The 23,483-nt window shown below is 45.2% G+C and carries 31 protein-coding genes; 8 read left to right on the forward strand and 23 right to left on the reverse strand.

The window, feature by feature from the left end:
- Positions 1–418: 418 nt before the first annotated feature.
- Together ACEW9J_RS01355 and ACEW9J_RS01360 are read left to right on the forward strand one after the other, a co-directional pair.
- Positions 419–826, forward strand: coding sequence for a phosphomannose isomerase type II C-terminal cupin domain (locus tag ACEW9J_RS01355; RefSeq protein WP_373543357.1), 408 nt, complete (start codon positions 419–421; stop codon positions 824–826).
- Between the two features lie 86 nt (positions 827–912).
- Positions 913–1,293 (forward strand): HesB/IscA family protein, encoded by a 381-nt coding sequence (locus ACEW9J_RS01360; protein WP_373543358.1) that lies wholly within the window; start codon positions 913–915, stop codon positions 1,291–1,293.
- Positions 1,294–1,379: 86 nt separating this feature from the next.
- Here ACEW9J_RS01360 and leuD read toward each other — a convergent pair whose 3' ends face one another.
- The 3 genes from leuD to ACEW9J_RS01375 form a co-directional block, all read right to left on the reverse strand.
- Positions 1,380–1,973: a 3-isopropylmalate dehydratase small subunit gene (gene leuD, locus ACEW9J_RS01365; protein WP_373543359.1), complete on the reverse strand. Its 594-nt coding sequence runs from the start codon at positions 1,971–1,973 to the stop codon at positions 1,380–1,382.
- Between the two features lie 101 nt (positions 1,974–2,074).
- The gene (locus tag ACEW9J_RS01370) at positions 2,075–2,467 is read right to left on the reverse strand and encodes a RidA family protein (protein WP_373543360.1); all 393 of its coding nucleotides are present in this window, start codon (positions 2,465–2,467) and stop codon (positions 2,075–2,077) included.
- Between the two features lie 29 nt (positions 2,468–2,496).
- Positions 2,497–3,138 (reverse strand): Uma2 family endonuclease, encoded by a 642-nt coding sequence (locus ACEW9J_RS01375; RefSeq protein WP_373543361.1) that lies wholly within the window; start codon positions 3,136–3,138, stop codon positions 2,497–2,499.
- 101 nt (positions 3,139–3,239) lie between these two features.
- On the opposite strand from ACEW9J_RS01375, the gene ACEW9J_RS01380 reads away from it, so the two are divergent.
- Complete coding sequence (locus tag ACEW9J_RS01380; protein WP_373543362.1) at positions 3,240–3,863, forward strand: DUF1877 family protein; 624 nt, start codon at positions 3,240–3,242, stop codon at positions 3,861–3,863.
- A 72-nt stretch (positions 3,864–3,935) separates the two neighbouring features.
- Here the strand turns inward: ACEW9J_RS01380 and leuC are convergent, their stop codons facing one another.
- The 4 genes from leuC to ACEW9J_RS01400 all read right to left on the reverse strand — a co-directional run bounded on the left by leuC (position 3,936) and on the right by ACEW9J_RS01400 (position 7,622).
- Positions 3,936–5,342 (reverse strand): 3-isopropylmalate dehydratase large subunit, encoded by a 1,407-nt coding sequence (gene leuC / locus ACEW9J_RS01385; protein WP_373543363.1) that lies wholly within the window; start codon positions 5,340–5,342, stop codon positions 3,936–3,938.
- 37 nt (positions 5,343–5,379) lie between these two features.
- Positions 5,380–6,165: a sulfite exporter TauE/SafE family protein gene (locus ACEW9J_RS01390; RefSeq protein ID WP_373543364.1), complete on the reverse strand. Its 786-nt coding sequence runs from the start codon at positions 6,163–6,165 to the stop codon at positions 5,380–5,382.
- Positions 6,166–6,328: 163 nt separating this feature from the next.
- On the reverse strand, positions 6,329–6,928 hold the full coding sequence (locus ACEW9J_RS01395) for a hypothetical protein (RefSeq protein WP_373543365.1): 600 nt from the start codon (positions 6,926–6,928) through the stop codon (positions 6,329–6,331).
- A gap of 10 nt (positions 6,929–6,938) precedes the next feature.
- On the reverse strand, positions 6,939–7,622 hold the full coding sequence (locus ACEW9J_RS01400) for an A/G-specific adenine glycosylase (protein WP_373543366.1): 684 nt from the start codon (positions 7,620–7,622) through the stop codon (positions 6,939–6,941).
- Between the two features lie 23 nt (positions 7,623–7,645).
- Between ACEW9J_RS01400 and ACEW9J_RS01405 the strand changes: the two genes are divergently transcribed.
- Complete coding sequence (locus ACEW9J_RS01405) at positions 7,646–8,533, forward strand: LysR family transcriptional regulator (RefSeq protein ID WP_373543367.1); 888 nt, start codon at positions 7,646–7,648, stop codon at positions 8,531–8,533.
- A 31-nt stretch (positions 8,534–8,564) separates the two neighbouring features.
- Here the strand turns inward: ACEW9J_RS01405 and ACEW9J_RS01410 are convergent, their stop codons facing one another.
- From ACEW9J_RS01410 to ACEW9J_RS01420, 3 genes are read right to left on the reverse strand one after another with little or no spacing between them, the layout of a single operon-like run.
- Positions 8,565–9,008: a hypothetical protein gene (locus tag ACEW9J_RS01410; protein ID WP_373543368.1), complete on the reverse strand. Its 444-nt coding sequence runs from the start codon at positions 9,006–9,008 to the stop codon at positions 8,565–8,567.
- 60 nt (positions 9,009–9,068) lie between these two features.
- Positions 9,069–9,635, reverse strand: coding sequence for a pseudouridine synthase (locus ACEW9J_RS01415; RefSeq protein WP_373543369.1), 567 nt, complete (start codon positions 9,633–9,635; stop codon positions 9,069–9,071).
- Positions 9,636–9,681: 46 nt separating this feature from the next.
- Positions 9,682–10,296 carry a chromophore lyase CpcT/CpeT gene (locus tag ACEW9J_RS01420; protein WP_373543370.1) on the reverse strand — a complete coding sequence of 205 codons (615 nt, stop codon included), beginning with the start codon at positions 10,294–10,296 and terminating at the stop codon, positions 9,682–9,684.
- Positions 10,297–10,357: 61 nt separating this feature from the next.
- Between ACEW9J_RS01420 and ACEW9J_RS01425 the strand changes: the two genes are divergently transcribed.
- Together ACEW9J_RS01425 and ACEW9J_RS01430 are read left to right on the forward strand one after the other, a co-directional pair.
- The gene (locus ACEW9J_RS01425; RefSeq protein WP_373543371.1) at positions 10,358–11,284 is read left to right on the forward strand and encodes a cobalamin-binding protein; all 927 of its coding nucleotides are present in this window, start codon (positions 10,358–10,360) and stop codon (positions 11,282–11,284) included.
- A gap of 263 nt (positions 11,285–11,547) precedes the next feature.
- Positions 11,548–11,946 carry a DUF309 domain-containing protein gene (locus ACEW9J_RS01430; protein ID WP_373543372.1) on the forward strand — a complete coding sequence of 133 codons (399 nt, stop codon included), beginning with the start codon at positions 11,548–11,550 and terminating at the stop codon, positions 11,944–11,946.
- Here the strand turns inward: ACEW9J_RS01430 and ACEW9J_RS01435 are convergent.
- The 7 genes from ACEW9J_RS01435 to psbH form a co-directional block, all read right to left on the reverse strand.
- Entirely contained in the window at positions 11,943–12,227 is a 285-nt protein-coding gene (locus ACEW9J_RS01435) for a type II toxin-antitoxin system YafQ family toxin (protein WP_373543373.1), read from the reverse strand. The two genes, ACEW9J_RS01430 and ACEW9J_RS01435, sit on opposite strands and share 4 nt — an antisense overlap.
- Positions 12,208–12,438 (reverse strand): hypothetical protein, encoded by a 231-nt coding sequence (locus tag ACEW9J_RS01440; protein WP_373543374.1) that lies wholly within the window; start codon positions 12,436–12,438, stop codon positions 12,208–12,210. The genes ACEW9J_RS01435 and ACEW9J_RS01440 overlap by 20 nt, the downstream gene beginning before the upstream one ends.
- Positions 12,439–12,616: 178 nt before the next feature.
- Positions 12,617–12,985: a type II toxin-antitoxin system PemK/MazF family toxin gene (locus tag ACEW9J_RS01445; RefSeq protein ID WP_373543375.1), complete on the reverse strand. Its 369-nt coding sequence runs from the start codon at positions 12,983–12,985 to the stop codon at positions 12,617–12,619.
- On the reverse strand, positions 12,982–13,206 hold the full coding sequence (locus ACEW9J_RS01450) for a hypothetical protein (RefSeq protein ID WP_373543376.1): 225 nt from the start codon (positions 13,204–13,206) through the stop codon (positions 12,982–12,984). Before ACEW9J_RS01450 ends, ACEW9J_RS01445 begins: the two co-directional genes overlap by 4 nt.
- Before the next feature lie 102 nt (positions 13,207–13,308).
- Positions 13,309–13,644, reverse strand: coding sequence for a cupin domain-containing protein (locus ACEW9J_RS01455; protein ID WP_373543377.1), 336 nt, complete (start codon positions 13,642–13,644; stop codon positions 13,309–13,311).
- A gap of 74 nt (positions 13,645–13,718) precedes the next feature.
- Entirely contained in the window at positions 13,719–13,970 is a 252-nt protein-coding gene (locus ACEW9J_RS01460; protein WP_373543378.1) for a TatA/E family twin arginine-targeting protein translocase, read from the reverse strand.
- A 196-nt stretch (positions 13,971–14,166) separates the two neighbouring features.
- Positions 14,167–14,370, reverse strand: a complete 204-nt coding sequence (gene psbH, locus ACEW9J_RS01465; protein ID WP_015161112.1) for a photosystem II reaction center phosphoprotein PsbH — start codon at positions 14,368–14,370, stop codon at positions 14,167–14,169.
- Positions 14,371–14,622: 252 nt separating this feature from the next.
- Here psbH and psbN point away from each other — a divergent pair, with 252 nt between their 5' ends.
- A complete protein-coding gene (psbN, locus tag ACEW9J_RS01470; protein WP_015161111.1) occupies positions 14,623–14,754 on the forward strand; it encodes a photosystem II reaction center protein PsbN in 132 nt (43 codons plus the stop codon).
- A 222-nt stretch (positions 14,755–14,976) separates the two neighbouring features.
- On the opposite strand, the gene glyQ is transcribed toward psbN, so the two are convergent.
- Positions 14,977–15,861, reverse strand: a complete 885-nt coding sequence (gene glyQ, locus ACEW9J_RS01475) for a glycine--tRNA ligase subunit alpha (protein ID WP_373543379.1) — start codon at positions 15,859–15,861, stop codon at positions 14,977–14,979.
- A 421-nt stretch (positions 15,862–16,282) separates the two neighbouring features.
- On the opposite strand from glyQ, the gene ACEW9J_RS01480 reads away from it, so the two are divergent.
- Positions 16,283–17,203 carry a hypothetical protein gene (locus ACEW9J_RS01480; RefSeq protein ID WP_373543380.1) on the forward strand — a complete coding sequence of 307 codons (921 nt, stop codon included), beginning with the start codon at positions 16,283–16,285 and terminating at the stop codon, positions 17,201–17,203.
- A 165-nt stretch (positions 17,204–17,368) separates the two neighbouring features.
- On the opposite strand, the gene hisD is transcribed toward ACEW9J_RS01480, so the two are convergent.
- The 5 genes from hisD to opcA form a co-directional block, all read right to left on the reverse strand.
- The gene (gene hisD, locus ACEW9J_RS01485) at positions 17,369–18,685 is read right to left on the reverse strand and encodes a histidinol dehydrogenase (protein WP_373543381.1); all 1,317 of its coding nucleotides are present in this window, start codon (positions 18,683–18,685) and stop codon (positions 17,369–17,371) included.
- Positions 18,686–18,834: 149 nt separating this feature from the next.
- Complete coding sequence (locus ACEW9J_RS01490; protein ID WP_373543382.1) at positions 18,835–21,168, reverse strand: Tex family protein; 2,334 nt, start codon at positions 21,166–21,168, stop codon at positions 18,835–18,837.
- Positions 21,169–21,314: 146 nt separating this feature from the next.
- The gene (locus ACEW9J_RS01495; protein ID WP_373543383.1) at positions 21,315–21,578 is read right to left on the reverse strand and encodes a BrnA antitoxin family protein; all 264 of its coding nucleotides are present in this window, start codon (positions 21,576–21,578) and stop codon (positions 21,315–21,317) included.
- On the reverse strand, positions 21,562–21,837 hold the full coding sequence (locus ACEW9J_RS01500) for a BrnT family toxin (RefSeq protein ID WP_373543384.1): 276 nt from the start codon (positions 21,835–21,837) through the stop codon (positions 21,562–21,564). The genes ACEW9J_RS01495 and ACEW9J_RS01500 overlap by 17 nt, the downstream gene beginning before the upstream one ends.
- Positions 21,838–21,991: 154 nt before the next feature.
- Positions 21,992–23,356, reverse strand: coding sequence for a glucose-6-phosphate dehydrogenase assembly protein OpcA (gene opcA, locus ACEW9J_RS01505; protein ID WP_373543385.1), 1,365 nt, complete (start codon positions 23,354–23,356; stop codon positions 21,992–21,994).
- Positions 23,357–23,483 lie beyond the last annotated feature (127 nt).

A 23,483-nucleotide genomic window follows, 5' to 3' on the forward strand; every position in this document is an offset into this window, starting at 1 on the left:
GCGTGGTCGCGATTTGTTTTCCGCTTTTTGGGCATTGGTCAAACTCAGTTCTAACTCTGTGCTAGTCTGAGTTTGACATCTTTTCTTTCCCCTCTTGACAAACCTCGACTTTTCTTAACTTGTCACGAATCGGGGCACCCGACGAGCGCGAATCGCTACCCTCTCAATACTAGTAACTTTGTTTTGATGCAAGATGTGAGTAAATCGGTATTATGACTAAATAATGGTTACAAAGGTGTCACAATCGCTCGATCGATGATATTTTTGAGACTAAGTACATTAATTTTTATGGATCGTTTTAATCTCACCCAATCAGTATAATTGACGATTCAGAAAGTCTACTGATTTTGATAGAGTAGTTACTGGCTAACCATTAAATCTCCAGGCATAGCACGCTTGAATTGTTACTTCTAAATTTATGACTCAAACCAAAACAACCAACTTAGCACCTGCGCCACAGCTACCTACAAGTTCTGTGGCGGCAACAGAACTACGTCCGTGGGGATCTTTTACAATCTTGGAAGAGGGCAGAGGGCATAAAATCAAGCGAATCGAGGTCAAGCCAGGGCATCGGCTCAGTCTCCAGATGCACTACCATCGCAGCGAGCATTGGATTGTAGTCTGCGGTACCGCAATGGTAACTTGTGATGATAAAGAGGAGATCCTCCATAGCAATCAGTCTACTTATGTCCCAGCCTGCACCAAGCACCGACTAGAAAATCCAGGTGTCATTCCCCTAGTGATTATCGAAGTCCAAAATGGTGAATATTTAGGTGAAGATGATATCGTCCGGTTTGAAGATGACTATGCTAGAAATAGCGGCTAAAAGTTATTTGGTAATTACCGCGCCCGATGACTTCTCGATTTGATGAGGGAGTCATCGGATGTTAGAGAGATCGAATCAGGTTAGTTATGATTGAAATTAGTAAGGCAGCGATCGCCGAGATCGACAGAATGCACACGGTTCGAGATTACCACACCCAGCCCAAAGCACGAACCGAGCGGATGTTTCGAGTCGGCTTTACTAGTGGCGGCTGTGAAAATTTTTACTACACGTTCGATCTGGTAGACTCGATCGAGGATAACGATCGAGTCGATCGAGTGGGGGGGATTTCGGTATTAATCGATCGTCAACAATTACCATATTTAGACCATCTGAGATTAGACTATTCAGAAGATCTCATGGGTGGGGGCTTCCGGTTTGAAAACCCCCTCGCAACTAAGGTTTGTGGATGTGGTAACTCTTTTGCGATGTCGAGCGGTGAAGCCGAACGTTGGCAATTACCGACTTAGGCGTTAGGCGTTAGGCGTTAGGCGTTAGGGAAGAGGGAAGAGGGAATAGGGAATCCGAACAGTCTCCCAGTCTTCTACTCTCCTACTCACACCCAAGCAACATAAGGCAATTTAGCAGCAGTAACTTTTGTTTGGCTGAGATTGGCTACTAATTGTCCGCAAGCATCCCAGGTGCCGTTGGTGAGTTGTTGGCGGGAGCCTTCGCCGATTGAGACTAAGGTAGTAAACTTGCCACATCTGACGCGTAAGGCGTTGAGATCGACGGTAATTGGAGTTTGAGGATTTTCGCGTAAAATCTCTTGTAGCTCCGTGATAGTAGCGGCATCAGCGTTGAGACAGGGAATCCCCATAGCGACGCAGTTACCAAAGAAGATTTCGGAGAAGCTTTCGCCAATGATTAATTTAATGCCCCATTTAGCCAGGGCTTGGGGTGCATGTTCGCGACTAGAGCCACAGCCGAAGTTGCTATTGACAACCAGGACATTCGCACCCTGAAATTGGGGTAAGTCGAAGGGATGTGTACCTTTGAGTTCGATTCGATCATCTTCAAATACATTAGCACCCAAGCCGTCGAAGGTGACGCAGCACAGAAATCTGGCGGGGATGATCCGATCTGTGTCGATGTCGTTGCCTGTGAGCGGGATGGCGGTACCAGAGATGGTGGAGATTTGGCTATTCATTCTTCTAGAGGGTAGGGAGTAGGCAGTAGGCAGTAGGGGCGAAATCCCCTCCTCGGAGGGGTGACGCGTGGCGACGGGGTGGGTAAGATCTGCGCTAGTGACTAATCCTGCACGATCGCTTCGGCTTCGATTTCGACTAGAATATCGGGATCGATAAGACGGCTAACCTCTACCAATGCCATCGCGGGGCGGATTTCGCCAAAGAATTCGCCGTGGGCTTTGCCGATGAGTTCCCATTCGTCGATGTTGGTACAGTAGATGCGGGTACGAACGACATCTGTGAGGCTGGCTCCGGCTTGTTGAAGGGCTGATTCGATGTTGAGGATGATTTGTTTGGTTTGGGCGTATACATCGCCAATGCCGACGAGTTCGCCTGCGGTATTTGAAGCGGTGGTGCCAGCAACGTGGATGGTGTTACCGATTTTGACGGCGCGGGAGTAACCAAGGATTGGTTCCCATTTCGATCCGGTGGAAATATTTTGACGTTGTGACATGATTTTTCTGACTAATATTAGTTTAGTTATTATCCCTGAAATTGACTCATCAGCCATTTTCCGATTTGAGATTGGTCTTGTTCTTTGCTGAGGTTTAAGACTGCGGTAATAGTGGCAATCGATAGTTCTGGCAGTACTAAAGAAGTATCGATCCGTTTACTACCTCGATCGATCATTTCAAACGCATAAATTAGAGTATTCTGGACATCTACAATCCAATATTCAGAAACACCCATCTCTTCATATAGCAGACGTTTAGCCCCCAGATCGTCATTAATAGTGGTGTTAGAAATCTCAATTACTAGATCTGGAGTAACTTGCTCATCCAAGTTGATAACAGATGTACCTACAGGTGCTAATCTAGCTCTTTCTCCGCAATAATAAGATAGATCGGGCTGGCATTCTCTGATTCCAGTTTTACGATAGCTACAGTTATCAAATCCATTAATGGCAATTCCCCCGATCGTACAAAATAGATTGATGGCATTTGCCATCAGTAAGTGATAGCGAGAGTGGTCTGCACCTGTGGGCAGGTCTTCGATCCTCATGTAGCCACTATAGTAGTAGCCTTGATGTTTTTCGTGTTCGGGTGAATCGATCGCTGCAACATAATTTTCCCAATCTGCTTTTATCCAACTATTAGTTGTCAGTTTTTCTTGGAGTTGAATCATGGCAATTACCTGTAATTATTTTTGAGTATTGCAATTTTATACTGTCCACTGACACACCATTACATTAGATCTCTATGGGATTAGATGTTGTTTACCAAGCTATGCCAGCTAATTGCGAGGTAATGGCTCGATCGCTTTTAGATCCTGAATTTGCTTCTAATTTGGCTTATTTTGCATCTTACTGCGAACAATTGCCAGAGGAGCTACAAGCAGAGCTTGAAGACTGCGAAGATTATGATGACTATGCCGAAGAATATGCAGTTACGATCGAATTTTTAAAAGCAGCACATCGGACTTGCTCTCGCTACCCTGGTCTAGAACATCGTTGTCTATATCTCGGTCGCAAATGGGATATGCTCCGTTACCTATTATCCCACGAGCGTAGGCGAGAAAAGGCTCCAGATATTGATGATAGCTGGGTCGATCGCGCAATCTTTGGCGGTGAAATATTGCATGAGGATAAAATATCAATAACTGGTCTAACATTTCACTATCTGGAACCATACGAAGTATCAACAATCTCCGAACATCTCAATGGTATTAGCATTGAAATGTTGCATGAGCAGTGGCATCCACAAAAAATGAGCAAAGTTGGGGTTTATAAAATTCATCCTGAAGATTCAGAATCAGATTTTTACTATGTTGCGGAAGATTTCCACAAACTTAAAACCTTTTATCAGTTAGCCAGACAACATGGGGAGGGGAGCATTACCAATCTATACTAAGTTCGCAAAGTTAGAAATCGGCTTTTGATGGTGCGTTACGCTAATGCGATAACACACCCTACGCATCTATTCTTACGCCATCAATTCCCGCACATCGGTTACTTTCCCTGTCACCGCCGCCGCGATTACCATCACTGGCGACATTAATAATGTCCGCCCCGATGAAGAACCTTGACGACCTTTGAAGTTACGATTGGAGGATGATGCACTGATTTGTCGTCCAACTAATTTGTCGGGATTCATCGCCAAGCACATCGAGCACCCAGCCTCGCGCCATTCAAAGCCTGCGTTTTTAAAAACCACATCTAATCCTTCGGCTTCGGCTTGTTTTTTCACGCGCTCGGAGCCAGGGACGATGAAGGCTTTGACTCCGGTGGCTACCTGTTTTCCGGCGGCGAATTTGGCAGCTTCGCGCAAGTCGGTGATGCGTCCGTTGGTGCAGCTTCCGACGAAGCAAACATCGACTTTGGTACCGATAATTGGTGCGCCTGGGGCGAGATCCATATACTGATAGGCTTCTTCGGCGATCGCCCGTTCGTCTTCGGGCATCTGTGCTACTGTCGGGATGGGTTCATTTACGCCAATACCTTGCGCGGGGGTAATGCCCCAGGTGACTGTCGGGGCGATTTCGGCAGCATCAAAGACGATGACATCATCGTATTGGGCATCTTTATCACTCCGCAGACTTTCCCACCAAGCGACAGCTCGATCCCAGTCTGCATCTTTGGGGGCAAAATCTCGCCCTTGGAGATAATCATAAGTGACTCGATCGGGGTTAATATATCCACAGCGTGCGCCACCTTCGATCGCCATATTACAGACGGTCATTCTGGCTTCCATGTCCATTTGCTCGAAGGTGGTACCAGCGAACTCGTAGGCATAACCCACGCCGCCTTTGACACCAAGTTTGCGGATGATATGCAAGATTACATCTTTGGCATATACCCCTGATTGAAGGGTGCCGTTAACTTCAATTTTGCGGACTTTTAATTTACCTAAAGCGAGAGTTTGGGAGGCTAATACGTCTCGCACCTGAGAGGTGCCTATGCCGAACGCAATGGCTCCAAATGCGCCGTGGGTAGAGGTGTGACTATCTCCACAAGCGATCGTCATTCCTGGCTGGGTTAGCCCTTGCTCTGGCGCAATTACATGGACGATGCCTTGGCTACCGGAACCGACTTTGTAGAATCTAATGCCATGCTCCTTGGTGTTATTTTCCAGGTGTTGCATCATCTCTTCGGCGAGACTATCGGCGAGGGGGCGGGATTGGTCTTCAGTTGGTACGATATGATCGACGGTGGCGACGGTACGCTCTGGATATGGTACCTTCAATCCGCGATCGCGTAACATCGCAAAGGCTTGGGGACTAGTGACTTCATGGATTAGATGCAAGCCGATGAATAATTGGGTTTGTCCTGATGGTAATACGCCGACGGTATGTGCCGACCAAACTTTATCGAATAAGGTATTTTTGCTCATGATTTAACTTAGTAAATAGTGGATAGTCTAATGTGAACTAGCCGTGAATAAAAAAGTAGGTAGTCATACTTATCGCAACAATCGATATAAACCGCCGGATAATTTGTGATGGAATCTGGCGTGAGAAGTTAGCCATAACATAACCACCGATGGCACCGCCCACTGCCATTAGAATCGCTTGATGCCATGCAATAATACCTGCAAATAGAAAAGGGACGATCGCAATCCCATTGATACAGGTTGCCAACCATGTCTTCAGCGCATTCATGGCATGAATATTTTTAATGTTGAAAAAGGTGAGACTTGCCAACATCAAAATTCCAATTCCTGCACCAAAAAAACCACCATAGATCGCGACTACCAGTTGAGTGATAACTAGATAAATTAGTCGTGGCGACTTGGATGAATCCAAGCGATTGAGAGATTGCAGCCATTGCTTGAAAGATTCACCAAAGATAAATACAATAGTACCAAGTAATAATAAATAGGGAATTAGCTTTTTAAAAACATCACCAGATGTGTAAAGCAACAAAATCGAGCCGAGCAATCCGCCCACTAGACTAACGATACTCAAAATTAGCATAGTTCGCCGCTCGACATCCAACTCCCGACGGTATGCGCCAGCACTTGCCAAACTCGCCACCCAGAGGGCAGTATTATTCGTAGCATTAGCCACAATCGGCGATACACCCGTAAAGATCAGCGTTGGAAAGCTGATAAAACTACCGCCACCAGCTACAGCATTTAATCCACCAGCGATAAAAGCAGTAGTAAACAATAACAAACCATTGAGATGTGTAAATTGCAGCGGCGCGATCGGCATGATATATTTTATTAGTTGCTACAAAATTTTGAATCGATTCCAGTAATTAACGATCGGGCTTCCCATATTCCTACTATAGACAAGGATATTTGAGCTTGTCCAATATATATTAGTAGTGGCAGTGATACTTTTAAAGTATCGCTCCCGATCTTCGCTCTGAATGTCATAGATTTGACGTACTAACTAACACACCTAAAATTTTGCCTAGTTCTTTTATATAGTAATCATTCAGATCGATAAAGGCAGTTTTTCCTTCGAGCTTGAGAAACTTCCAATCGGTACCAGTAGTAACAGCTCCATATAAAATATCGGTTGGTGTTCCCTCTCTTTGATTGAATAAACGGGCTGCAATCATTGTGGCGATACATTGTCCCAATCCACTGGGAATGCTTTCATTTTTCGCTTCGACGATTGTGAGAACGGGACTTGCGATATAATATTGTTCGAGCGATCGACTTAAAATAAAGTCACAACGTCCATCCAATCCTTGAGTCGGATCGACTTCAAAACTACTACCAGAAAAGATTGAAATTTTGTTATTTAAAATTCGCCGAACTTCCATCAGAATCGGCATAATTACTAATTCAGAGCGGGCTTTTTCCGTATTAATAGCACCAGCTAGAGGGAGCTGATCTTTGAGGATTAGCGAAAGCAGATCGCTGGGATGAATCGGCGTAGTCTCTGCGAAAATATCTTGAGTTTCATCTGTAACGATCCCAAAATCAGCTTTGACTTTACTCAGGGTAAAATTGCTGTATGCCATAGTAATTTTATCAACGATCGATATTCCATTTACACTTTGATGATAGCGGACAATTTTCACAATCTGGATTCTGAGCCTTACAAGTTAATGCTCCAAAGTCTAGCAGCGCGAGATTCCAGGTGCCTACTTTAGTTTTGGGTGCAATTAAATCGGCTGCACCCCAGAGAATCTTGCATCGAGATTTTACTCTTTCCCCTTGTAAGCCAAAAAAGCGTTCGAGAATCCGCGCTACATTAGCATCCAATACCGCTAGAGGTTGGTTAAATGCTTGAGAACCGATCGCGCGAGCCGTATAGTCGCCAATTCCTGGCAATCCTAGCAGGTGTTTTTGGGTTTGGGGCACTTTTCCCTCATATTGCCTGATGATGATTTGGGCGCATTGTTGCAACCGTTCAGCACGAAAAAATAAACCCAATGGTTTGAGCAGTTGAGCAATATTATCGAGGTTGGCGGCGGCTAAATCTTTGATGGTGGGATAATGCTCTAGAAATAGTTCATAAATGGGTGCAACTGTCTGTGCGTCGGTTTTTTGAAGCAAAGATTCGGCAACAAGTAGATGGTAAGAATCGGTAGTTTTTCGCCACGGAAAATCTCGCCGATTGGCAGATCCCCAAGCAGAAAGCTGTTGACGAAACCATTTAATTCGAGCGGCTGATGGATAGTCCGATCGATCTGATTTAGTTGAGATTTTCAAGCAGGTAAATATTAGCTCTATTTATGGAACTTCGTCACTTACGTTATTTTAGGATGGTTGCAAATGAATTGCACTTTGGCAAAGCAGCCGAAAAATTACATATTGCTCAACCACCATTGAGTAAACAGATTCAAGATCTAGAGGCAGAATTAGGATTTGAATTATTTATCAGAACTAAAAGATCGGTGGCACTTACTCCGGCTGGAAAAGCATTCTCGATCGAAGTAACTCAAATCTTTCAACAACTCGATCGTGCGATCGATATTGGGAGGAAAACTAGTCGGGGTGAACTCGGACAAATCTCGATCGGCTTTGTCGGTTCAGCCACTTATAATATCTTACCACTAATGCTTCAACAGTTCCGCTATCGATATCCCAATGTCCGAATAGAGTTGCACGAACTGACTACCGATCGGCAGTTAATCTGGCTGCGTGAAGGTAGAATTGATATTGGTTTAATTCGTCCGCCAATTATCGCTTCAGATCTCGCTTGTCAAGTGATTTTTCAGGAATCTTTAGTTGTCGCTTTGCCAATTAATCATCCTTTAGCTGGAGCAGATTATATCGATCTAGCATCATTAGCAGTAGAACCATTTATTCTCTTTCCCCGCGAACTTGCGCCTGGATTATACGATCCAATTATTGCTATTTGTCAAGCTGCTGGCTTTAGTCCTCAAGTTGTTCAAGAATGTATCCAGATGCAAACGATCGTTAGTTTAGTATCTGCAAATATGGGAGTGTCGATCCTCCCAGAATCGATTCAAGAAGTGCAACGTCATGGAGTAGTTTATCAACCTATTCGGGTGGGAGGTTTAAATGTGGAGCAGCTAGCAAAGATCGCGATCGTCTGGCGGATCGATGATAATTCACCAACAATGAATAGATTTTTGGAAGTTGGATTAGATCGGTAGGGACAATTCATGAATTGTTCTTACTACTATTTTACCGAGATCCTAGCAATAGATACCAGCGTCCGCGATACAATTTTACTTGTCCCTTATTTTGATATTCAACGGCAATCGAATCATCAAACTTCTTACGAACCCCAGTAGGATCGATATAAAATCCCCCCATTTTGGCATTCCATAAAGTAGGGGTAGGTTTAGTATAGTTAATTTGGCGATCTTGGATTTTATGTCCGCCAAGTTTATCGATTTTAGCTTTAATCTCTTTGTCAGCCAGAGATTCTTCTGGCATTAGTTGGAGGATTAAAATTTCATTGCGTTCTTCTAAAGCTAATAAATATTGTTCGACTATTCGCTCGGGGGTGGCTGCTCCACGTTTATGCTGTGCTTCACATGATTGGAGTGAAAACACGATCGCGATTAGCCCGATCAATTTTAACGATCGCCAGTCTGAGAATTTATGAGGTGTTACGATCTGCATATCAACTATCTTCTTACCAGAATATCAACTCGATCGATGTGAAATCGTTTAGATACTTGTTTACTTTCGCTTTAAGACTTTTACCTCATCACTAGTGAGATCTCGCCAAGATCCTAATGATAAACCTTCTAGGGAAAGTAGCCCGATCGAGACTCGGATCAATCTCAATGTCGGAAAGCCAACTGCTGCTGTCATCCGCCGAACTTGGCGATTTTTGCCCTCGGTTAGGGTTAATTCTAGCCAAGCAGTGGGGATACTTTGGCGATCGCGAATTGGTGGATCGCGTGGTGGTAGCTGCGGTTCGGCTGATAATAATTTTACTCGTGCGGGTTTAGTCTGATAGTTCTGGATCTCCACCCCAGTGGCTAGACGCTCCACCGCCACATCATCGGGAATCCGTTCCACCTGCACCCAATAGGTACGCGGGTGTCCATACTGAGGATCGCTGAGTCGATGTTGCAATCTCCCATCATCCGTCAGCAGCACTAAACCTTCACTATCCCAATCCAATCTCCCGACGGGATAGACATCGGCGACGGGGATATAGTCTTTTAATGTCTGTTTACCTTCATCACTCGTAAACTGACTCAGGACACCGTAAGGTTTGTAGAATAGGATGTAACGCAAGATAGGTTTTAGGTTTTAGGTTTTAGGCTTTAGGCTTTAGGAAATTTTACCTGTCAACTGTCAACTGTTTACTAAGCTGTACTTCATCAGCAAAACTGGCTGTCTGGGTGAATTCAAATGGCCCAGCGATCGATCCCCATACGTGTTCGTCAGTGGCGATGTCGCGACCGCGATCGAGGCTAATTAGCTTATGAGGGTCGATTTCAAAGCTGTTGTCCAAATAAGTATCTCTGCCATTTCGCGCGATCTTGCAGCCCTTTCCAGGCTCCACATAGCCCTTAAATGTACTCCCCGTCCACTCAGTAATCATCGTGCAACCAGGCATTTTGATAATTTTATCGCGGGTGAGTTGGTGGAACAGTTCGGGTTTGCGTGCGGCTCCATGAAATTCGGCTTCAGGATCGATCGTATAGTGTTCGATTTCAATCCGATTATTTACTTCGACAAACTTTAATACTCGCAACCGATAGGGATTGTGGAGCATAAAATCATAAGCCTGTTCGAGAAATAACCCCACCCCGTCCAACAACTCGTAGGGGAGCGGACGCATACACACCCGAATATGTGCGAAAAATGGTGGATTTTCAAATGCTTGAGCTTGATTGCTAAAATCTCCAGCCATCCAGCGTACCAGAGTGGGAATATCGGTAGAATGAGTCATAGGGGAGGTCAGATGTTAGTTACTGTCGATCTTACTGGAATGCTATCTTTTATCGCAACTTATGACCCAATTAGCATCACTCCGGCTAGTGTCACTATTACCCAGTGCTACTGAGATTATCGCTTGTTTGGGATTGACCGATCGATTGGTGGGAATTTCGCATGAATGTGACTATCCGCCCGAAATTACAGATCGCGCGATCTGTACTTCAGCGCGACTGTCTATCCATCAGCCAAGTGGTGAGATTCACAAAGAAGTAGACAAATTACTCACAGCAGCAGTCAGTATCTATGAAATCAATCTCGATGTCCTGACACAATTACAACCGACTCACATTATCACCCAAGATCAATGTGATGTTTGTGCTGTGAGTTTTCCCGAAGTAGAAATCGCCGTCGCGAAATTAACCAACTCTCACCCACAGATTATCTCACTTCAGCCAGACACGATCGCCGATGTCTGGGCAGATATTCAACGAGTCGGCGAAACTCTCAATGTAGACTGGAAACCGATTGTGTCAGCTCTTCAAGCCAGAGTTAAAACCTGTCAAACTCAATCCGAAAATCTCCTCGCCAATCCGCCGCAAGTTGCTTGTATCGAGTGGACAGATCCGCTCATGTTGGCGGGAAACTGGATTCCCGAGCTCGTTGAGATCGCTGGCGGTAAGCCGATTGGCGGCGTTACCGGACAGCATTCGCCCCGCATTAGTTGGGATGAATTGATTGCAGCCGATCCCGATACGATTATTTTCATGCCTTGTGGTTTCGATCTCGACAGAACTCGGATCGAAGCACAACCGCTAACGGAGCATCCGCAATGGGGCAAACTTAAAGCAGTACAATTGGGTCGAGTCTACATCACCGATGGTAATGCTTTTTTCAACCGTCCTGGCCCAAGGCTAGTAGAATCTCTAGAAATCCTCACCGAAATACTCAATCCCCAAGTTTGCAATTATGGTCATCATGGGACTGGTTGGATGAAATTATAAAAATTGTAAAAATTGGAGGTTGGGTAGAACCAATGTGTTGGCGGAGCCTCTTTTCGTCGGAACGAGACGCTCCGCGCTGGCGAAGCCTTACCCTTGCCATGTACAGAACGAGATAATTTAACATCAGGAATATGGTGTTTAGTCTCCAACCGCCCGCGAATGAATTGTGGGCTAATAGTAAAAGTCCATTGAAATGGACTGGAAGATTTTTATGTTTCGATTGTTAATATGTCCTGCTAATTTTTATTGCCCACAACTGAACCATGAATGATTATCCAGCCGAATGGTTACAGGGTATTAAAGAATTCAAGGCAGGAGAATATTATGCTTGTCATGATACGCTTGAAGCGTTGTGGATGGATGCGATCGATCCCGACAAAAAGTTCTATCAAGGTGTGCTACAAATTGCCGTGGCTTGCTATCATATCCACAATCGTAACTGGCGCGGTGCAGTGATATTACTCGGCGAAGGTATCGGACGATTGCCGTATTATCAGCCAGTCTATGCCGGGATTGATGTTACTCAGCTAATCAAAGACAGTCGTAATTTATTAACGATCCTACAATCGATCGGGACTGAAGGTATCGGTGATTTTGTCGATCGACTAGCTGAAGATGCTAGCGTTTTACCCTCGATCGTCACGATAAAATATCGAAGTTAACCATAAACTTCATCGTGATTGCCAATATTGATTATTAAAATAAATACTTCCAAATCATCATTATTCTCTGAAAATTCAAAAATAATTCTACAATCATAGGCAACAGAACAAGACCATAAACCCTCTAAATTGCCAGTTAACTTATGAGATTTTAGCGATGGGGTAAAAGGATCTTCCGCCAACAGCATTAATACTTCAGTAATTCGATCTCTGAGCTGTGGATTCCTTTTGGTTATTTTTTTAAAAGATCGCTTAAAACCGCTACTCCAGACAACTTGCATCGTTATCTCCCAACAAATCGGTAATTAAATCCCGAACATTACCCTTTTTTGCTGTCCCATCAGCGATCGCCTCTTTTAACTCGCGACGGCTAGCTAAAATTTCAGCTTCTTGCTGCTCGATCCGTCGCTGGCGAACTATCTCGAATAACTTTTCTTGGTCTTCGATCGATAACCGATCTATTGAATTTACTATATCTTCGACAGTCATCATTTTATTACCTATGAATGTTAATATGTTGGGACATCGATTGAGTAAATCAAGGTATTTTTATTATAAGTAGATAGATGCAATTATTTATCAGATAGATTATGTCTGGAACCTGCGTTGCACTACAATTGACAGTAGACAATGAGCAAATTACCAAGCTTAACAGGTAGAGAAATAGCGACTATAAATCTATTAAGCCAAGGCTAATTTGAATTGCTCGATCTACCTCATTCAATTTTCCTGAACCGAGCGCACCAATTCGCCTAATTAAACGCTGTCTATCGATCGTGCGGATTTGATTCAACAAAACAACCGAGATTGTCTTCAGTCCACCTTCTGGTGGGTCTATCCGCACTTCGGTAGGATATGAGCGATCGTCAAACTTAGAGGTAATTGCCGCAATAATTGTCACTGGACTGTTCTCATTTGCTAGATCATTTTGAATGATTAAAGCTGGTCGAGTTTTATTAATTTCTGAGCCAATCGTAGGATCGAAGTTGACCAGATAAATCTCTCCCCGAATTGGTTGAATTATTCTTTGAGCGGTCATACTTCATCCAGTCCGAACCATTCTTGAGCTAAAGCTAAATCTCTTTCTGCACGAACAATCGCGCCTTCTTTTAACAGATCGCGCATGGCTCTTTTATTCGATTCGTGGATATAGAATTTTACGGCTTCAATAATAAAGCGACTACGATCGCCCTGGGGAGCTAATCTATCGATTTCTGCTAAGGTATCATCCGGCAGATAAATATTGATATTTTGGGACATCGATCGAGGAAGTATTGAAGATATTTTTATTATATCTGTGTTAGCGATTCATAAAGGCTCGATCGACTTAACGCTGATGCCAACAGATACTATCGATTTAATTTATATTCCTTCAAACTCACCCATTGCTCCAAGTCTAATCGTAATTAACTCAACATCTGTTAAAGCTTCATGTGCTCCTTGTCTTGTGCCTTTTTGCGTCGTCCAAAAGCATCCTGGTTCACACACCCGATCTCCAGTTTTAAGGCTACCAGAAACAACAAATACATACTCATCAACAAGATGAGTATGTACTGGAATAATTGTACCTCGTTTCATCTTGAGGCAGTGAATCGATCCTTGTGGAACAGGCTCCGCTAGGACAACCCAACTCGTTCCTGAAAATATTGATATGTCGGTGAATTGCTGAGTTGATAAATCTTGAAAAATTTGAGACATTAATTACATCCTCTCGCTTCAGCTAGTATCTCAACAAGGCTCGTAACTTAGGGTGAATGCCGATTCAGGTGTAATTAAATATTGCTATCTGATTTGTTATTTACCGCTTCAGTCGATTCGATTTGGCTGGGGGTTTTAACCGCAGTTTCGATCGCGTCTACTTCTTTTTTGAACTCAGACTGAAAATCATTTGATGCTTCTTGGAAACCCTTGAGTGCTTTGCCGAGACTCTTGCCGATTTCTGGTAACTTTTTGGGGCCAAATACCAATAGTCCGACAACAGCGATCGCGATAGTTTCCGGTAAGCCGATCCCAAAAAAATTCATAATCTTTCTCCTGACAATTATTGAGATAGTCTAATTTTAGTCCAATACCGTCATTGTATCCAAATTTACAGATATTTATCATGTAGTGGCTCTCGATCGGGTATGGGTTAGAGTCAATCTCTCGATCTTCACGTTTGGGAAACATGAGCAAAAGTCGCCTGTATTTACCCATCCCAATCTCCAGTCACGATCGATCCTATTGTCCGCCACCACTCCAGTCAACAGAGAAACTATCAAGAACCAGAGAGTTATTGTAGATTTGGAGGATGATCAATAAAAAGACCGCAAACAATACCATAAATACGCCCATGACTGGGGTAGTTCCCCAACCAGGAACGACTTTACCATATTCAGCGTTGAGAGGTCTGAGCAGATCCCCTAATTTAGTGCGTTGTGCCATGTGTCCCCGATGATGTTATGTGGATACTCTGTCTGTGGGGTGGAAATATTCCACATCCTCAGTGTACCAAAGAAAATTCCAGTTTTCGACTGCCGCTCCCGTTCTATTTTTAATGGGAGCCGCGATGTGTTGGCGGTACCGATCTAAAAGTAGATTTAGGAATGATATCTATCGATCGCTAGATTTTTTGGTAAATTTTTGTAAAATTCATTAATATTGTAAGAGAAGCAACATCCTTAGATTAAATTAACCATGGAATCTGCAACAGTTCTTAGCATTACGTTGGGCGCAGCGGTGATCCTCACCACTGCCTATGGCTTATATATTTCTTTCGGCCCTCCAGCGAAACAACTTTCCGATCCTTTCGACGACCATGAAGACTAAGTTAGTTGATAGTTGATAGTTGATAGCGAAACCCAACCATCGTAGGGTGAGCACTGCGTCACGGGCGGGGCACCCGCCCAATCCACCGGCTACTCCATTCCCACTCAAGAAATAGATATCACTATCCACCATTCACCATTCACCCCCTACCCTAGATGTCTCATTGGTCACAGGTCAGGGAGTAGGTTTCGGCAGCTTTAAGGATGTATTAGTTGTTGGTTATTAGACCACAACAGCGGATTTAGACAGCAGGGGAAATCCTAATTTTTCGCGTTGTGCCAGATAGAGATGGGCAACTTGTCTGGCTAATCCACGCACTTTCCCGATATATCGCGTCCGCTCGGTAACAGAAATAACGCCCCGCGCATCGAGCATATTGAAAGTATGAGAGCATTTGAGGACATAATCTAAACTCGGCATCACTAATCCTCTAGCAATTAATTGTTCAGCTTCCTGTTGATAGAGATCGAATAGGGTAAACAATAATTCAGGATTGGATGCTTCAAAATTGTAGGTGGATTGCTCGATTTCGGATTGGAGATAGATATCGGCATAGGTGAGTGTATCATTCCACAAGATTTTGGCGATCGAGTCCACGCCCTGAAGATACATACACAACCGTTCCAAGCCATAGGTAATCTCGATCGACACTGGACGACAATCGACCCCGCCACACTGCTGGAAGTAGGTAAATTGAGTGACTTCCATCCCATCTAGCCACACTTCCCAACCCACGCCCCAGGCACCCATTGCTGCATCTTCCCAGTTGTCTTCCACAAACCGGATATCATGGTCTTCTGGTTTGATACCTACGGCGCGGAGGGAGTCTAGATAGATGTCCTGGATATTATCTGGAGAGGGTTTGATCAGGACTTGATATTGATAGTAATGTTGATAACGGTTGGGATTTTGACCGTAGCGACCATCGCCTGGACGACGACAGGGTTCGATATAAGCTACCGACCAAGGTTCGGGGCCGATCGATCGCAAGAAGGTATGATGGCTCTTGGTAGCGGCACCTTTTTCGGTGTCGTATGATTGAACGATCGCGCAGCCTTGTGCGCTCCAGAACTGATTGAGGGTGGCGACGACAGATTGAAAGTTCATGGGAGTTAGGATTTAAATTAATTGATACTTGATAATTGGGTTGTTAGGGTGGGGGTTTCAACCCCGAAGCCATAGCTTCTGTTCTTCGTTAAGAGTTGGGAGCGCGGAACGGTTCGCACCAGCAGCGCAATCCTCAAAATCCGAAAAATCAGCCGCATCATAGTGAGGATTTGACCAGAAATTGCTAGAATAGGCTGGCATCAATAATTATGCAACTGAATGTAACTAAAATCATTTAGAGCGATCGCATCGCTTACATAGTAGTTTGAGAGCTGGATGTGGGAACGATCCTTAGTTAGGAGTCTCACATTTAAAGTGCCCAATCTGCCCAGTTAGTTCAGTATCCACAATTTTGTCTCGAATATCCCGCTTACCATGAGAGGGAGATCGAAAAATTTGACTCCGTCCGAAGGAATTTTCTATGAGTTCTGCGCAATTCCCCATCAATCAGCCCCCATCGCATCCACAGGCTGCAACTAGACCCGCCAAGCCTGTTAAACGACCCAAAAGACCAGATCCAGCAGATTATCCACCGCTACCCCCGATGCTGCAACTGACGGGGAATACACCAATTCCGCCAGCTAGCGAACCACTTCAGTATCGAGCAATCGGATTGATTTTAGGTAAGTATGTACCCTCGATCGAGGAATTCAATCAGGGGACGATGTTGGCTGATGATGGAGCCGAGATTGATGCTGTCATTCTCGGTCGGATCATGAGTCTGATCAAAAATCACCTCGATTTAGCACAATCTCATTTGTGGGTAGTCTATCCCCGCATTCGCAAGGAAGATAATAAACTCCACGCCCAAATCATGGGTGTATGGGAGCCACAACTAGTTATCGAGCCACTCGATCGATCGCCTGAATCCCAGGAGATTGAGTCACCAGCAAACGTTTCGCCGATTCCGACGATCGAAAATCTGGAGATCCCCAATAGTTATTTTTCCATTCGTGGTGAGGTCATCTACCAGTCGCGGGAGACTAAAGAGATCTTTGTAAAAATTCGCCAGGCACCTAAGAAAAAAACTGAAGAAGAACGCTATTTTAAGATCCGATTGGTGGGCGATCTCGCTGAAAAGCTAGTCGGTAATTTTTGGGATTTTGATGTGGTGAGAGTGGATAACAATTTGGAGATCCGCAGTGCCAAATTTGTTGCCCCATTACGGGCTAAACTGCCGCGCAAAGGTGGTAGTAAACCTCTAGGTGATGGAGACAAAAGACCCTACCGCAATCCACTGGAACCTGATGACCGAGGTGCAGTACGGAGTGAGGCAAGTATACCAAAACCTGCACCTATTAAGCGATCGATCCAACCTAAGTTAGACTTACCTGAGATCTAGTCACAGTATGGGTGGCAGTTGTCTTTGTTACCTACTCCCTGACCTGTGACCAATGAGACATCTAGGGTAAGGGTGAATGGTGAATGTCTATTTATTGGGTGGGAAGGGAGTACTTGCGATCGACTTGCTCAAGTGAGGGCTGGATCGATGGTTCGACCGAGCGGTCTAACGTAGTCGCTCGGTCGAACCATCGTTCAATCGCAATCTGACTGACTCTCCGTGGGAAAACAGCCCTTCCGCTTTGGTGAGCGCATCGATGGCACTACCAACTTTGCTCAGAGCTGTGGGCGAGTATTGGATCAGGCTAGAGTGCTTCATAAATGTCTCGACACCCAGTGCCGAAGCATAACGAGCTGCGCCGGAGGTAGGGAGCGTATGATTGGGGCCAGCGAGATAATCGCCGATCGCTTCTGGAGTGCAATCACCAATGAAAATCGCCCCAGCGTGACGGATCAGATTGACCAGTGCCCACGGGTCGTTAGTGTTTAGTTCTAGGTGTTCGGGGGCGAACCTGTCGGAGAGTTGGACAGCAGCTTCTAGACTCTCAACAACTACGATCAGTCCATAATGGGCGATCGATTTTTCTGTTAGCGTCCGGCGGGGATGATTCTGGAGTTGGCTTTCGACCGCAGCTTGAACTGCTGTAGCCAGTTGAGCGTCTGTAGTGATTAAAATCGCTGCCGCCATCGGATCGTGTTCGGCTTGGGCTAATAGATCCGCTGCGACGTGAATTGGATTAGCATGTCGATCGGCGATAATGAGGACTTCTGATGGTCCCGCGAGTGAGTCGATGCCGACGGTGCCATACACCAGCTTTTTGGCGAGGGTAACGTAGATATTACCAGGGCCAGTAATCACGTCCACTTTGGCAATTGTATCCGTACCATAAGCTAAAGCCGCGATCGACTGGGCACCACCGACCCGATAGATCTCTTCGATTCCGGCTACTTGAGCGGCAACGAGTACGGCTGGATTGAGGTTTTTGTCTGCGCCTGGAGGTGTCACCATGGCGATCTGGGGCACGCCAGCAACTTTGGCTGGAATAGCATTCATCAGTACCGTGCTGGGGTAGCAAGCGCGTCCTCCAGGCACATAGATACCTGCTCGATCGACGGGATTGTAGCGTTTGCCCAGTACGACATCATCTTCGCCAAATGTTACCCAAGATTTGGGCACCCGCTGACGGTGAAAAGCTTCGATATTTTGGGCGGCAAGTTCGATCGCTTTGAGCAATTCTTTAGATACCTGTTGATAAGCAGCATCTAATTCGGCACCACTGACCCGCAACCGATCGACTGTCAAGCTTTGACCGTCAAACTCAGCCGTATAATGGATTAAAGCCTTATCACCCTGTCGTCGCACTGTTTGCACAATTTCGTTGACAGTGGCTTCTTTGTGGACGATCGCATCGTCGTGGGTACGGGCACTGATTCGCTGCAACTCTTGTTGCGCTTCAGTCTGCTGAGTGATGATTCGCAGCATGGGTGAAATATGCCAATTAGCAGAAGGTGGAACGATGCAGGGTCAGGGGTAACGACCTTAATCTATTCTAGCTTAGCGCGATTTTTTGAGTGCGGGGAAACACAGGTTATTCTGAGCCACTTTGCTAGGATTTATGAGGATTTGTCGCCTCAATTTTTCTTGCCAAACTTACGTTGCAAATCTGCAAGTGTAGCTGACTGACTCGATTCAGGCGTTGGCTGAACTTTAGTTGACGGTTGTGGCGATCGACTTGAGGCTGGTTGAGGCTTATTAGTTCGCTCTACTGGTTTTTGAGATGGTCGATTGTCGTTGACACCGCCTGTATTTGTCGCACCAGCTTTCATCGATAAGCTGACCCGTTTGAGTTGGGCGTTTACTTCTAACACCCGCACCTTCACTACTTGTCCCACCTTTACCACCTGATTGGGATCGCTGACAAAGTTGTCTGATAACTGGGAAATATGCACCAATCCATCTTGATGTACACCGATGTCTACAAAGGCACCAAAGGCAGCTACATTAGTCACGGTGCCTTCCAATTCCATCCCGACGACTAAATCTGTGATTTCTTGAATACCTGCCTTAAAGGTGGCATATTTGAACTCGGCGCGGGGGTCGCGTCCAGGTTTTTCGAGTTCGCCAATGATATCGCGCAGGGTGGGTTCGCCAATCGAGTCGGTAATATACTTTTTCAGATCTACTTGTTTGAGCTGCGAACCTAATTTAGTTGGCTCAGTGAGGGGAATACTGACATCTTTGGCGATCGCTGCTAGGATACTGTAGCGTTCGGGATGGACGGCAGTATTGTCCAGCGGATTCTCGCCATCGCGGATGCGGAGGAAGCCAGCCGCCTGTTCGTAGGCTTTCGGCCCTAATTTGGCAACTTTGAGCAGTTGCTTGCGGTTTTTAAAAGCTCCATGCTCGTTCCGATAGGCGATGATATTGTTAGCAATTGTGGGAGTTAAACCAGATACGAAAGTCAGGAGTTCTTTCGATGCAGTATTAAGATCTACGCCGACAAAGTTCACGCAACTTTCGACGGTATCATCGAGTTTTTTTCTGAGTAACTTTTGGTCTACATCATGCTGATATTGACCGACACCGATCGATTTGGGATCTATTTTTACCAGTTCGGCTAAGGGATCTTGTAAGCGACGTCCGATACTAATTGCGCCGCGTACGGTGATATCCAGATCGGGAAATTCTGAGATCGCGACATCGCTAGCTGAATAAATCGATGCACCCGATTCATTGACCATTACTTTTATCGGTTTTGGTTCGAGATCTGCCAAAAGTTCGATGACAAATTGGTCAGTTTCACGTCCAGCGGTGCCATTACCGATCGCGATTAATTGAATGTTATATTTTTTAATAAACTGCCTAACTGTATTGGCAGCTTGCTGGCGTTGATTTGCTGCTTGATGTGGGAAAACTGCCTCATAAGCCAGATATTTACCTGTCTCTGATAATACCGCAACTTTACAACCACTGCGGAAGCCAGGATCGATCGCGAGTGTTGGTTTCATCCCTGCTGGAGCAGATAATAATAATTCGCGGAGATTGGTTTCAAAGTTAGAAATTGAGCCGATATCTGCCTGTGATTTACACTCAGATCGGACTTCATTTACTAATGATGTCTTCATCAACCGATTGAAGGCATCTTTGAGCATCGATCGATAAAATTCTCGAATTGCAGGTATTTTAGTCTTTATCTCTTGAGTAGCTAAATATTCACAAATATCATCTTCACTAAATTCTAATTCTAGGCTGAGAACTTTCTCTGTTTCGCCGCGAAATAGGGCTAGTAAATTATGTGGCGCAACTTTACTGACAGGTGCCGTATATTTCCGGTACATCTCAAATTTAGTCGAGCCTTCAGCCACATCATCTTTAATCTTAGATTTAAACTGACCTTCTGACTGAATATATTCACGAATATAAGCCCGTAAATTAGCTTTGTCAGCAATCGATTCAGCGATAATATCTGAAGCACCAGCAAGAGCTTCAGCGGCTGCCTTGACACCTTTCTCTTCGTCAATATATTTAGCGGCTTCGGACTCTAATTCTACAGGTTTAGCACTGGCATTATTCAAAGAGCGAATCAATTCAGCTAGCGGTTCTAAGCCTTTTTCTCTGGCAATTGTCGCTCTAGTGCGCCGCTTGGGTTTGTAGGGTAGATATAAATCTTCTAATTCAGTCTTTAATAAACAGCCCTCAATTTTAGCGCGTAATTCTGGCGTTAACTTGTCTTGAGACTCGATCGAACTTAGGATACTCTCTTTTCGCGCTGATAGTTCTGTTAGATATGTAAATCGTTCTTCAAGTTCCCGCAACACGATTTCATTCATCTCATCCGTGCGCTCTTTCCGATACCTAGCAATAAATGGAATCGTCGCTCCTTCAGCAAATAAATCTAGAACATTTTGCAAGATATTGGGGTTTAATTCTAATTCAGAAGCGATTTGAGCGCGGATATCTAACATGGAAAATTAGTAATTTCAGTTGGTTTTGGTTCTAGGCAGTAGGTAGATCCCATCCTATTTCTCGAAGATCTTGTGCAATTAAATCACACACTTTACTCAAGGTTTGAGCGATAACAGACATTATTTTTACTCGTGATGTGCTAGTTTTAGCTAATTTGAGACAACAGGACTTCATTAATTACTGTTTGATAACCAATGCCTCGTTGCTTTGCTTCTTCTTTCGCCCAGACTAAAATCTTAGGGTGAAGTCGGATAGAAATCGGCGCATACTTATCTTCTTCTTTGACTGGGCGACCACGCTTTTTGAGATCGATCCCAAACTGTTCGACAATCGCAGCTCTGAATTCTTGATTTTCTGCTGGCGTAACTCGTCTTGCTCTCTCAAACGGAAACTCAGATTCCTGATTCATAGCTCTGCTGCTCCTTCTTTGTAGCTATTCTGGCACTAATAATTCTAATTTGCTCACCCCGGATCGTAAAGACAACCACAACAAGCAAGCCACTTTCCGTTACTCCCATCGCCCACTCTCTTTCTTCGCCCTGCGAATGCTGGGTGTCTTGTGTAAATAGGAGATCGGGATCGGCGAAAACTGTTACTGCTTCCTCAAAGGTGATGCCATGTTTCACAGCATTGGACTCAGCTTTATTATCGTCCCACTCAAACCGCATTTATAGTATATACCAAAATACTTGTCTGAGTTATTTGACACTGTTATTTCAATGGTGAGAACTCAAATTTGAAGCATAAAATCTAACATTTTCGAGATATTGGTGAGATAGTTGGGTTTCGCTTTCGCTCTACCCAACCTACAATCTTTGTGGATTATCCGACTTTACTCAAGATTTGAGCCACTACCGTCATCGTTTGCTCGTAGAGTAAATCACGTCCCCACCGCTGGAGATACTCAGCAAGTAGATCTTCAGCACTACGTTCGGAGAGGGAAGATACTTCCTCTACCCGTGCGGTTTGGGTACCGCCGCGCATTTCCATCTGCATACAGCCAGCTACTTCCGAACAGAGGACGGTGATACAGTTGGCCTTGGGATTGGTGGAGTTGAGCCTCACACCCATCAGATCGCCAGGGATCTCACCAATGTTGGCTGTTGGCATCCCTGCTAATTCGGTATGGATTTTGCGTCCGTCGGGAGCGACAAAATCCACCTCGCGGAGGTCATAATCGCCACCAGTATGTTTGTAGCTGACGGGTTGCCATTGGAGACGGCTGGAGAGCCAACCGAGGAACATCAAGGCTTGAGCGGGATTGCCTGCTTCATAATTGACATCCACTCGATCGATCTCCGTGATATCTTTGCGTCTAGCAGGAGGGTCGAAAGCTTCAGCGGTGAGTTCTTGCCAGCCCCCAATCCTGCGCCAGTTGAGGTCGATCACGGGAGTACCGCGATTGAGTATCTCATGCAGCTGCAATAATTCAGCTTCGCTGGTCTCAAACTCAGCAGAGTCAAAAATTACCGAATGCGCCCGTGCTGCTAGCTGAAGAAAGAGGGGCTTTGTGGGTGTGGGGGCATCTTTCCACCACAAGAATTGGGGGAATTCAGGTACGGCGAGATTGGCGATGCTCTCACCATTGCGCTCTAAGGCATCTGGAGTAGCGCGTAAGGTGACGTATTCGCTGCCAACGAGGGTGTGTAGGTATTGCTTCTTCATGGGGCAATAGACGGACACCTGGGCGGTAACGCCAGTATCTTCACTTATTACCGGACAGAGGGTGACAATTCGCCGAGGATTGGTATTAGCGATCGCATCGGTGACTACATAGCCGCGATTATCGACATCTTTTTCGACGGCAAGGGAGTGTGTATCTTGAGTGGTGGCAATCTTTTTGTGATAAGCAGCTTGTATTTTGCTCATTGTCTCGCGATCGAGTTTACCAGTCACTGCTAGCCGATAGGCTAATTGAGCGGCTCTAATCGCTTTGACTTGCGCGGGACCAAAGATCCCATCGATCGGCCCATTGTAAAATCCCAATACTGATAACATGTGCTGGGTTGGCTCTGGCTCATACACCATCAGGGTGAATGTAGTAGCCTGTGTAGCGACGATCGCATCTTGAGTCTGATTCTCTGGTTGATAATCTTTCCAGATTTGCCCTAATTCATGTTCGATATCGGCGACCGAAACATCCTTCGGCGCGCGCAATGAGACAATTGGCGGAGATTGGGTACTCATCTGTTAGGGGGGGTAGAGGGTAGAGGGTAGAGGGTAGAGGGTAGAGGGTAGAGGTTAGAGGGTCGGGGGGATTTAAGTTTTGAGGATGTCTATATTTCCTCGATCGATCCACGCCTACCCTCTACCC

The sequence above is a fragment of the Chamaesiphon sp. genome (assembly GCF_041737865.1).
Taxonomy (GTDB): domain Bacteria; phylum Cyanobacteriota; class Cyanobacteriia; order Cyanobacteriales; family Chamaesiphonaceae; genus Chamaesiphon.

Coding starts and splice junctions, on each gene's coding strand:
- ACEW9J_RS01370 (WP_373543360.1), bottom strand. CDS start 2,467: ATGTCACAACGTCAAAATATTTCCACCGGATCGAAATGGGAACCAATC.
- psbH (WP_015161112.1), bottom strand. CDS start 14,370: ATGGCACAACGCACTAAATTAGGGGATCTGCTCAGACCTCTCAACGCT.
- ACEW9J_RS01375 (WP_373543361.1), bottom strand. CDS start 3,138: ATGATTCAACTCCAAGAAAAACTGACAACTAATAGTTGGATAAAAGCA.
- ACEW9J_RS01440 (WP_373543374.1), bottom strand. CDS start 12,438: ATGATGACTGTCGAAGATATAGTAAATTCAATAGATCGGTTATCGATC.
- ACEW9J_RS01360 (WP_373543358.1), top strand. CDS start 913: ATGATTGAAATTAGTAAGGCAGCGATCGCCGAGATCGACAGAATGCAC.
- leuD (WP_373543359.1), bottom strand. CDS start 1,973: ATGAATAGCCAAATCTCCACCATCTCTGGTACCGCCATCCCGCTCACA.
- ACEW9J_RS01395 (WP_373543365.1), bottom strand. CDS start 6,928: ATGGCATACAGCAATTTTACCCTGAGTAAAGTCAAAGCTGATTTTGGG.
- psbN (WP_015161111.1), top strand. CDS start 14,623: ATGGAATCTGCAACAGTTCTTAGCATTACGTTGGGCGCAGCGGTGATC.
- ACEW9J_RS01430 (WP_373543372.1), top strand. CDS start 11,548: ATGAATGATTATCCAGCCGAATGGTTACAGGGTATTAAAGAATTCAAG.
- opcA (WP_373543385.1), bottom strand. CDS start 23,356: ATGAGTACCCAATCTCCGCCAATTGTCTCATTGCGCGCGCCGAAGGAT.
- ACEW9J_RS01490 (WP_373543382.1), bottom strand. CDS start 21,168: ATGTTAGATATCCGCGCTCAAATCGCTTCTGAATTAGAATTAAACCCC.
- ACEW9J_RS01405 (WP_373543367.1), top strand. CDS start 7,646: ATGGAACTTCGTCACTTACGTTATTTTAGGATGGTTGCAAATGAATTG.
- ACEW9J_RS01410 (WP_373543368.1), bottom strand. CDS start 9,008: ATGCAGATCGTAACACCTCATAAATTCTCAGACTGGCGATCGTTAAAA.
- ACEW9J_RS01355 (WP_373543357.1), top strand. CDS start 419: ATGACTCAAACCAAAACAACCAACTTAGCACCTGCGCCACAGCTACCT.
- ACEW9J_RS01455 (WP_373543377.1), bottom strand. CDS start 13,644: ATGTCTCAAATTTTTCAAGATTTATCAACTCAGCAATTCACCGACATA.
- ACEW9J_RS01390 (WP_373543364.1), bottom strand. CDS start 6,165: ATGCCGATCGCGCCGCTGCAATTTACACATCTCAATGGTTTGTTATTG.
- leuC (WP_373543363.1), bottom strand. CDS start 5,342: ATGAGCAAAAATACCTTATTCGATAAAGTTTGGTCGGCACATACCGTC.
- ACEW9J_RS01445 (WP_373543375.1), bottom strand. CDS start 12,985: ATGACCGCTCAAAGAATAATTCAACCAATTCGGGGAGAGATTTATCTG.
- ACEW9J_RS01380 (WP_373543362.1), top strand. CDS start 3,240: ATGCCAGCTAATTGCGAGGTAATGGCTCGATCGCTTTTAGATCCTGAA.
- ACEW9J_RS01420 (WP_373543370.1), bottom strand. CDS start 10,296: ATGACTCATTCTACCGATATTCCCACTCTGGTACGCTGGATGGCTGGA.
- glyQ (WP_373543379.1), bottom strand. CDS start 15,861: ATGAACTTTCAATCTGTCGTCGCCACCCTCAATCAGTTCTGGAGCGCA.
- hisD (WP_373543381.1), bottom strand. CDS start 18,685: ATGCTGCGAATCATCACTCAGCAGACTGAAGCGCAACAAGAGTTGCAG.
- ACEW9J_RS01435 (WP_373543373.1), bottom strand. CDS start 12,227: ATGCAAGTTGTCTGGAGTAGCGGTTTTAAGCGATCTTTTAAAAAAATA.
- ACEW9J_RS01480 (WP_373543380.1), top strand. CDS start 16,283: ATGAGTTCTGCGCAATTCCCCATCAATCAGCCCCCATCGCATCCACAG.
- ACEW9J_RS01450 (WP_373543376.1), bottom strand. CDS start 13,206: ATGTCCCAAAATATCAATATTTATCTGCCGGATGATACCTTAGCAGAA.
- ACEW9J_RS01495 (WP_373543383.1), bottom strand. CDS start 21,578: ATGAATCAGGAATCTGAGTTTCCGTTTGAGAGAGCAAGACGAGTTACG.
- ACEW9J_RS01425 (WP_373543371.1), top strand. CDS start 10,358: ATGACCCAATTAGCATCACTCCGGCTAGTGTCACTATTACCCAGTGCT.
- ACEW9J_RS01500 (WP_373543384.1), bottom strand. CDS start 21,837: ATGCGGTTTGAGTGGGACGATAATAAAGCTGAGTCCAATGCTGTGAAA.
- ACEW9J_RS01460 (WP_373543378.1), bottom strand. CDS start 13,970: ATGAATTTTTTTGGGATCGGCTTACCGGAAACTATCGCGATCGCTGTT.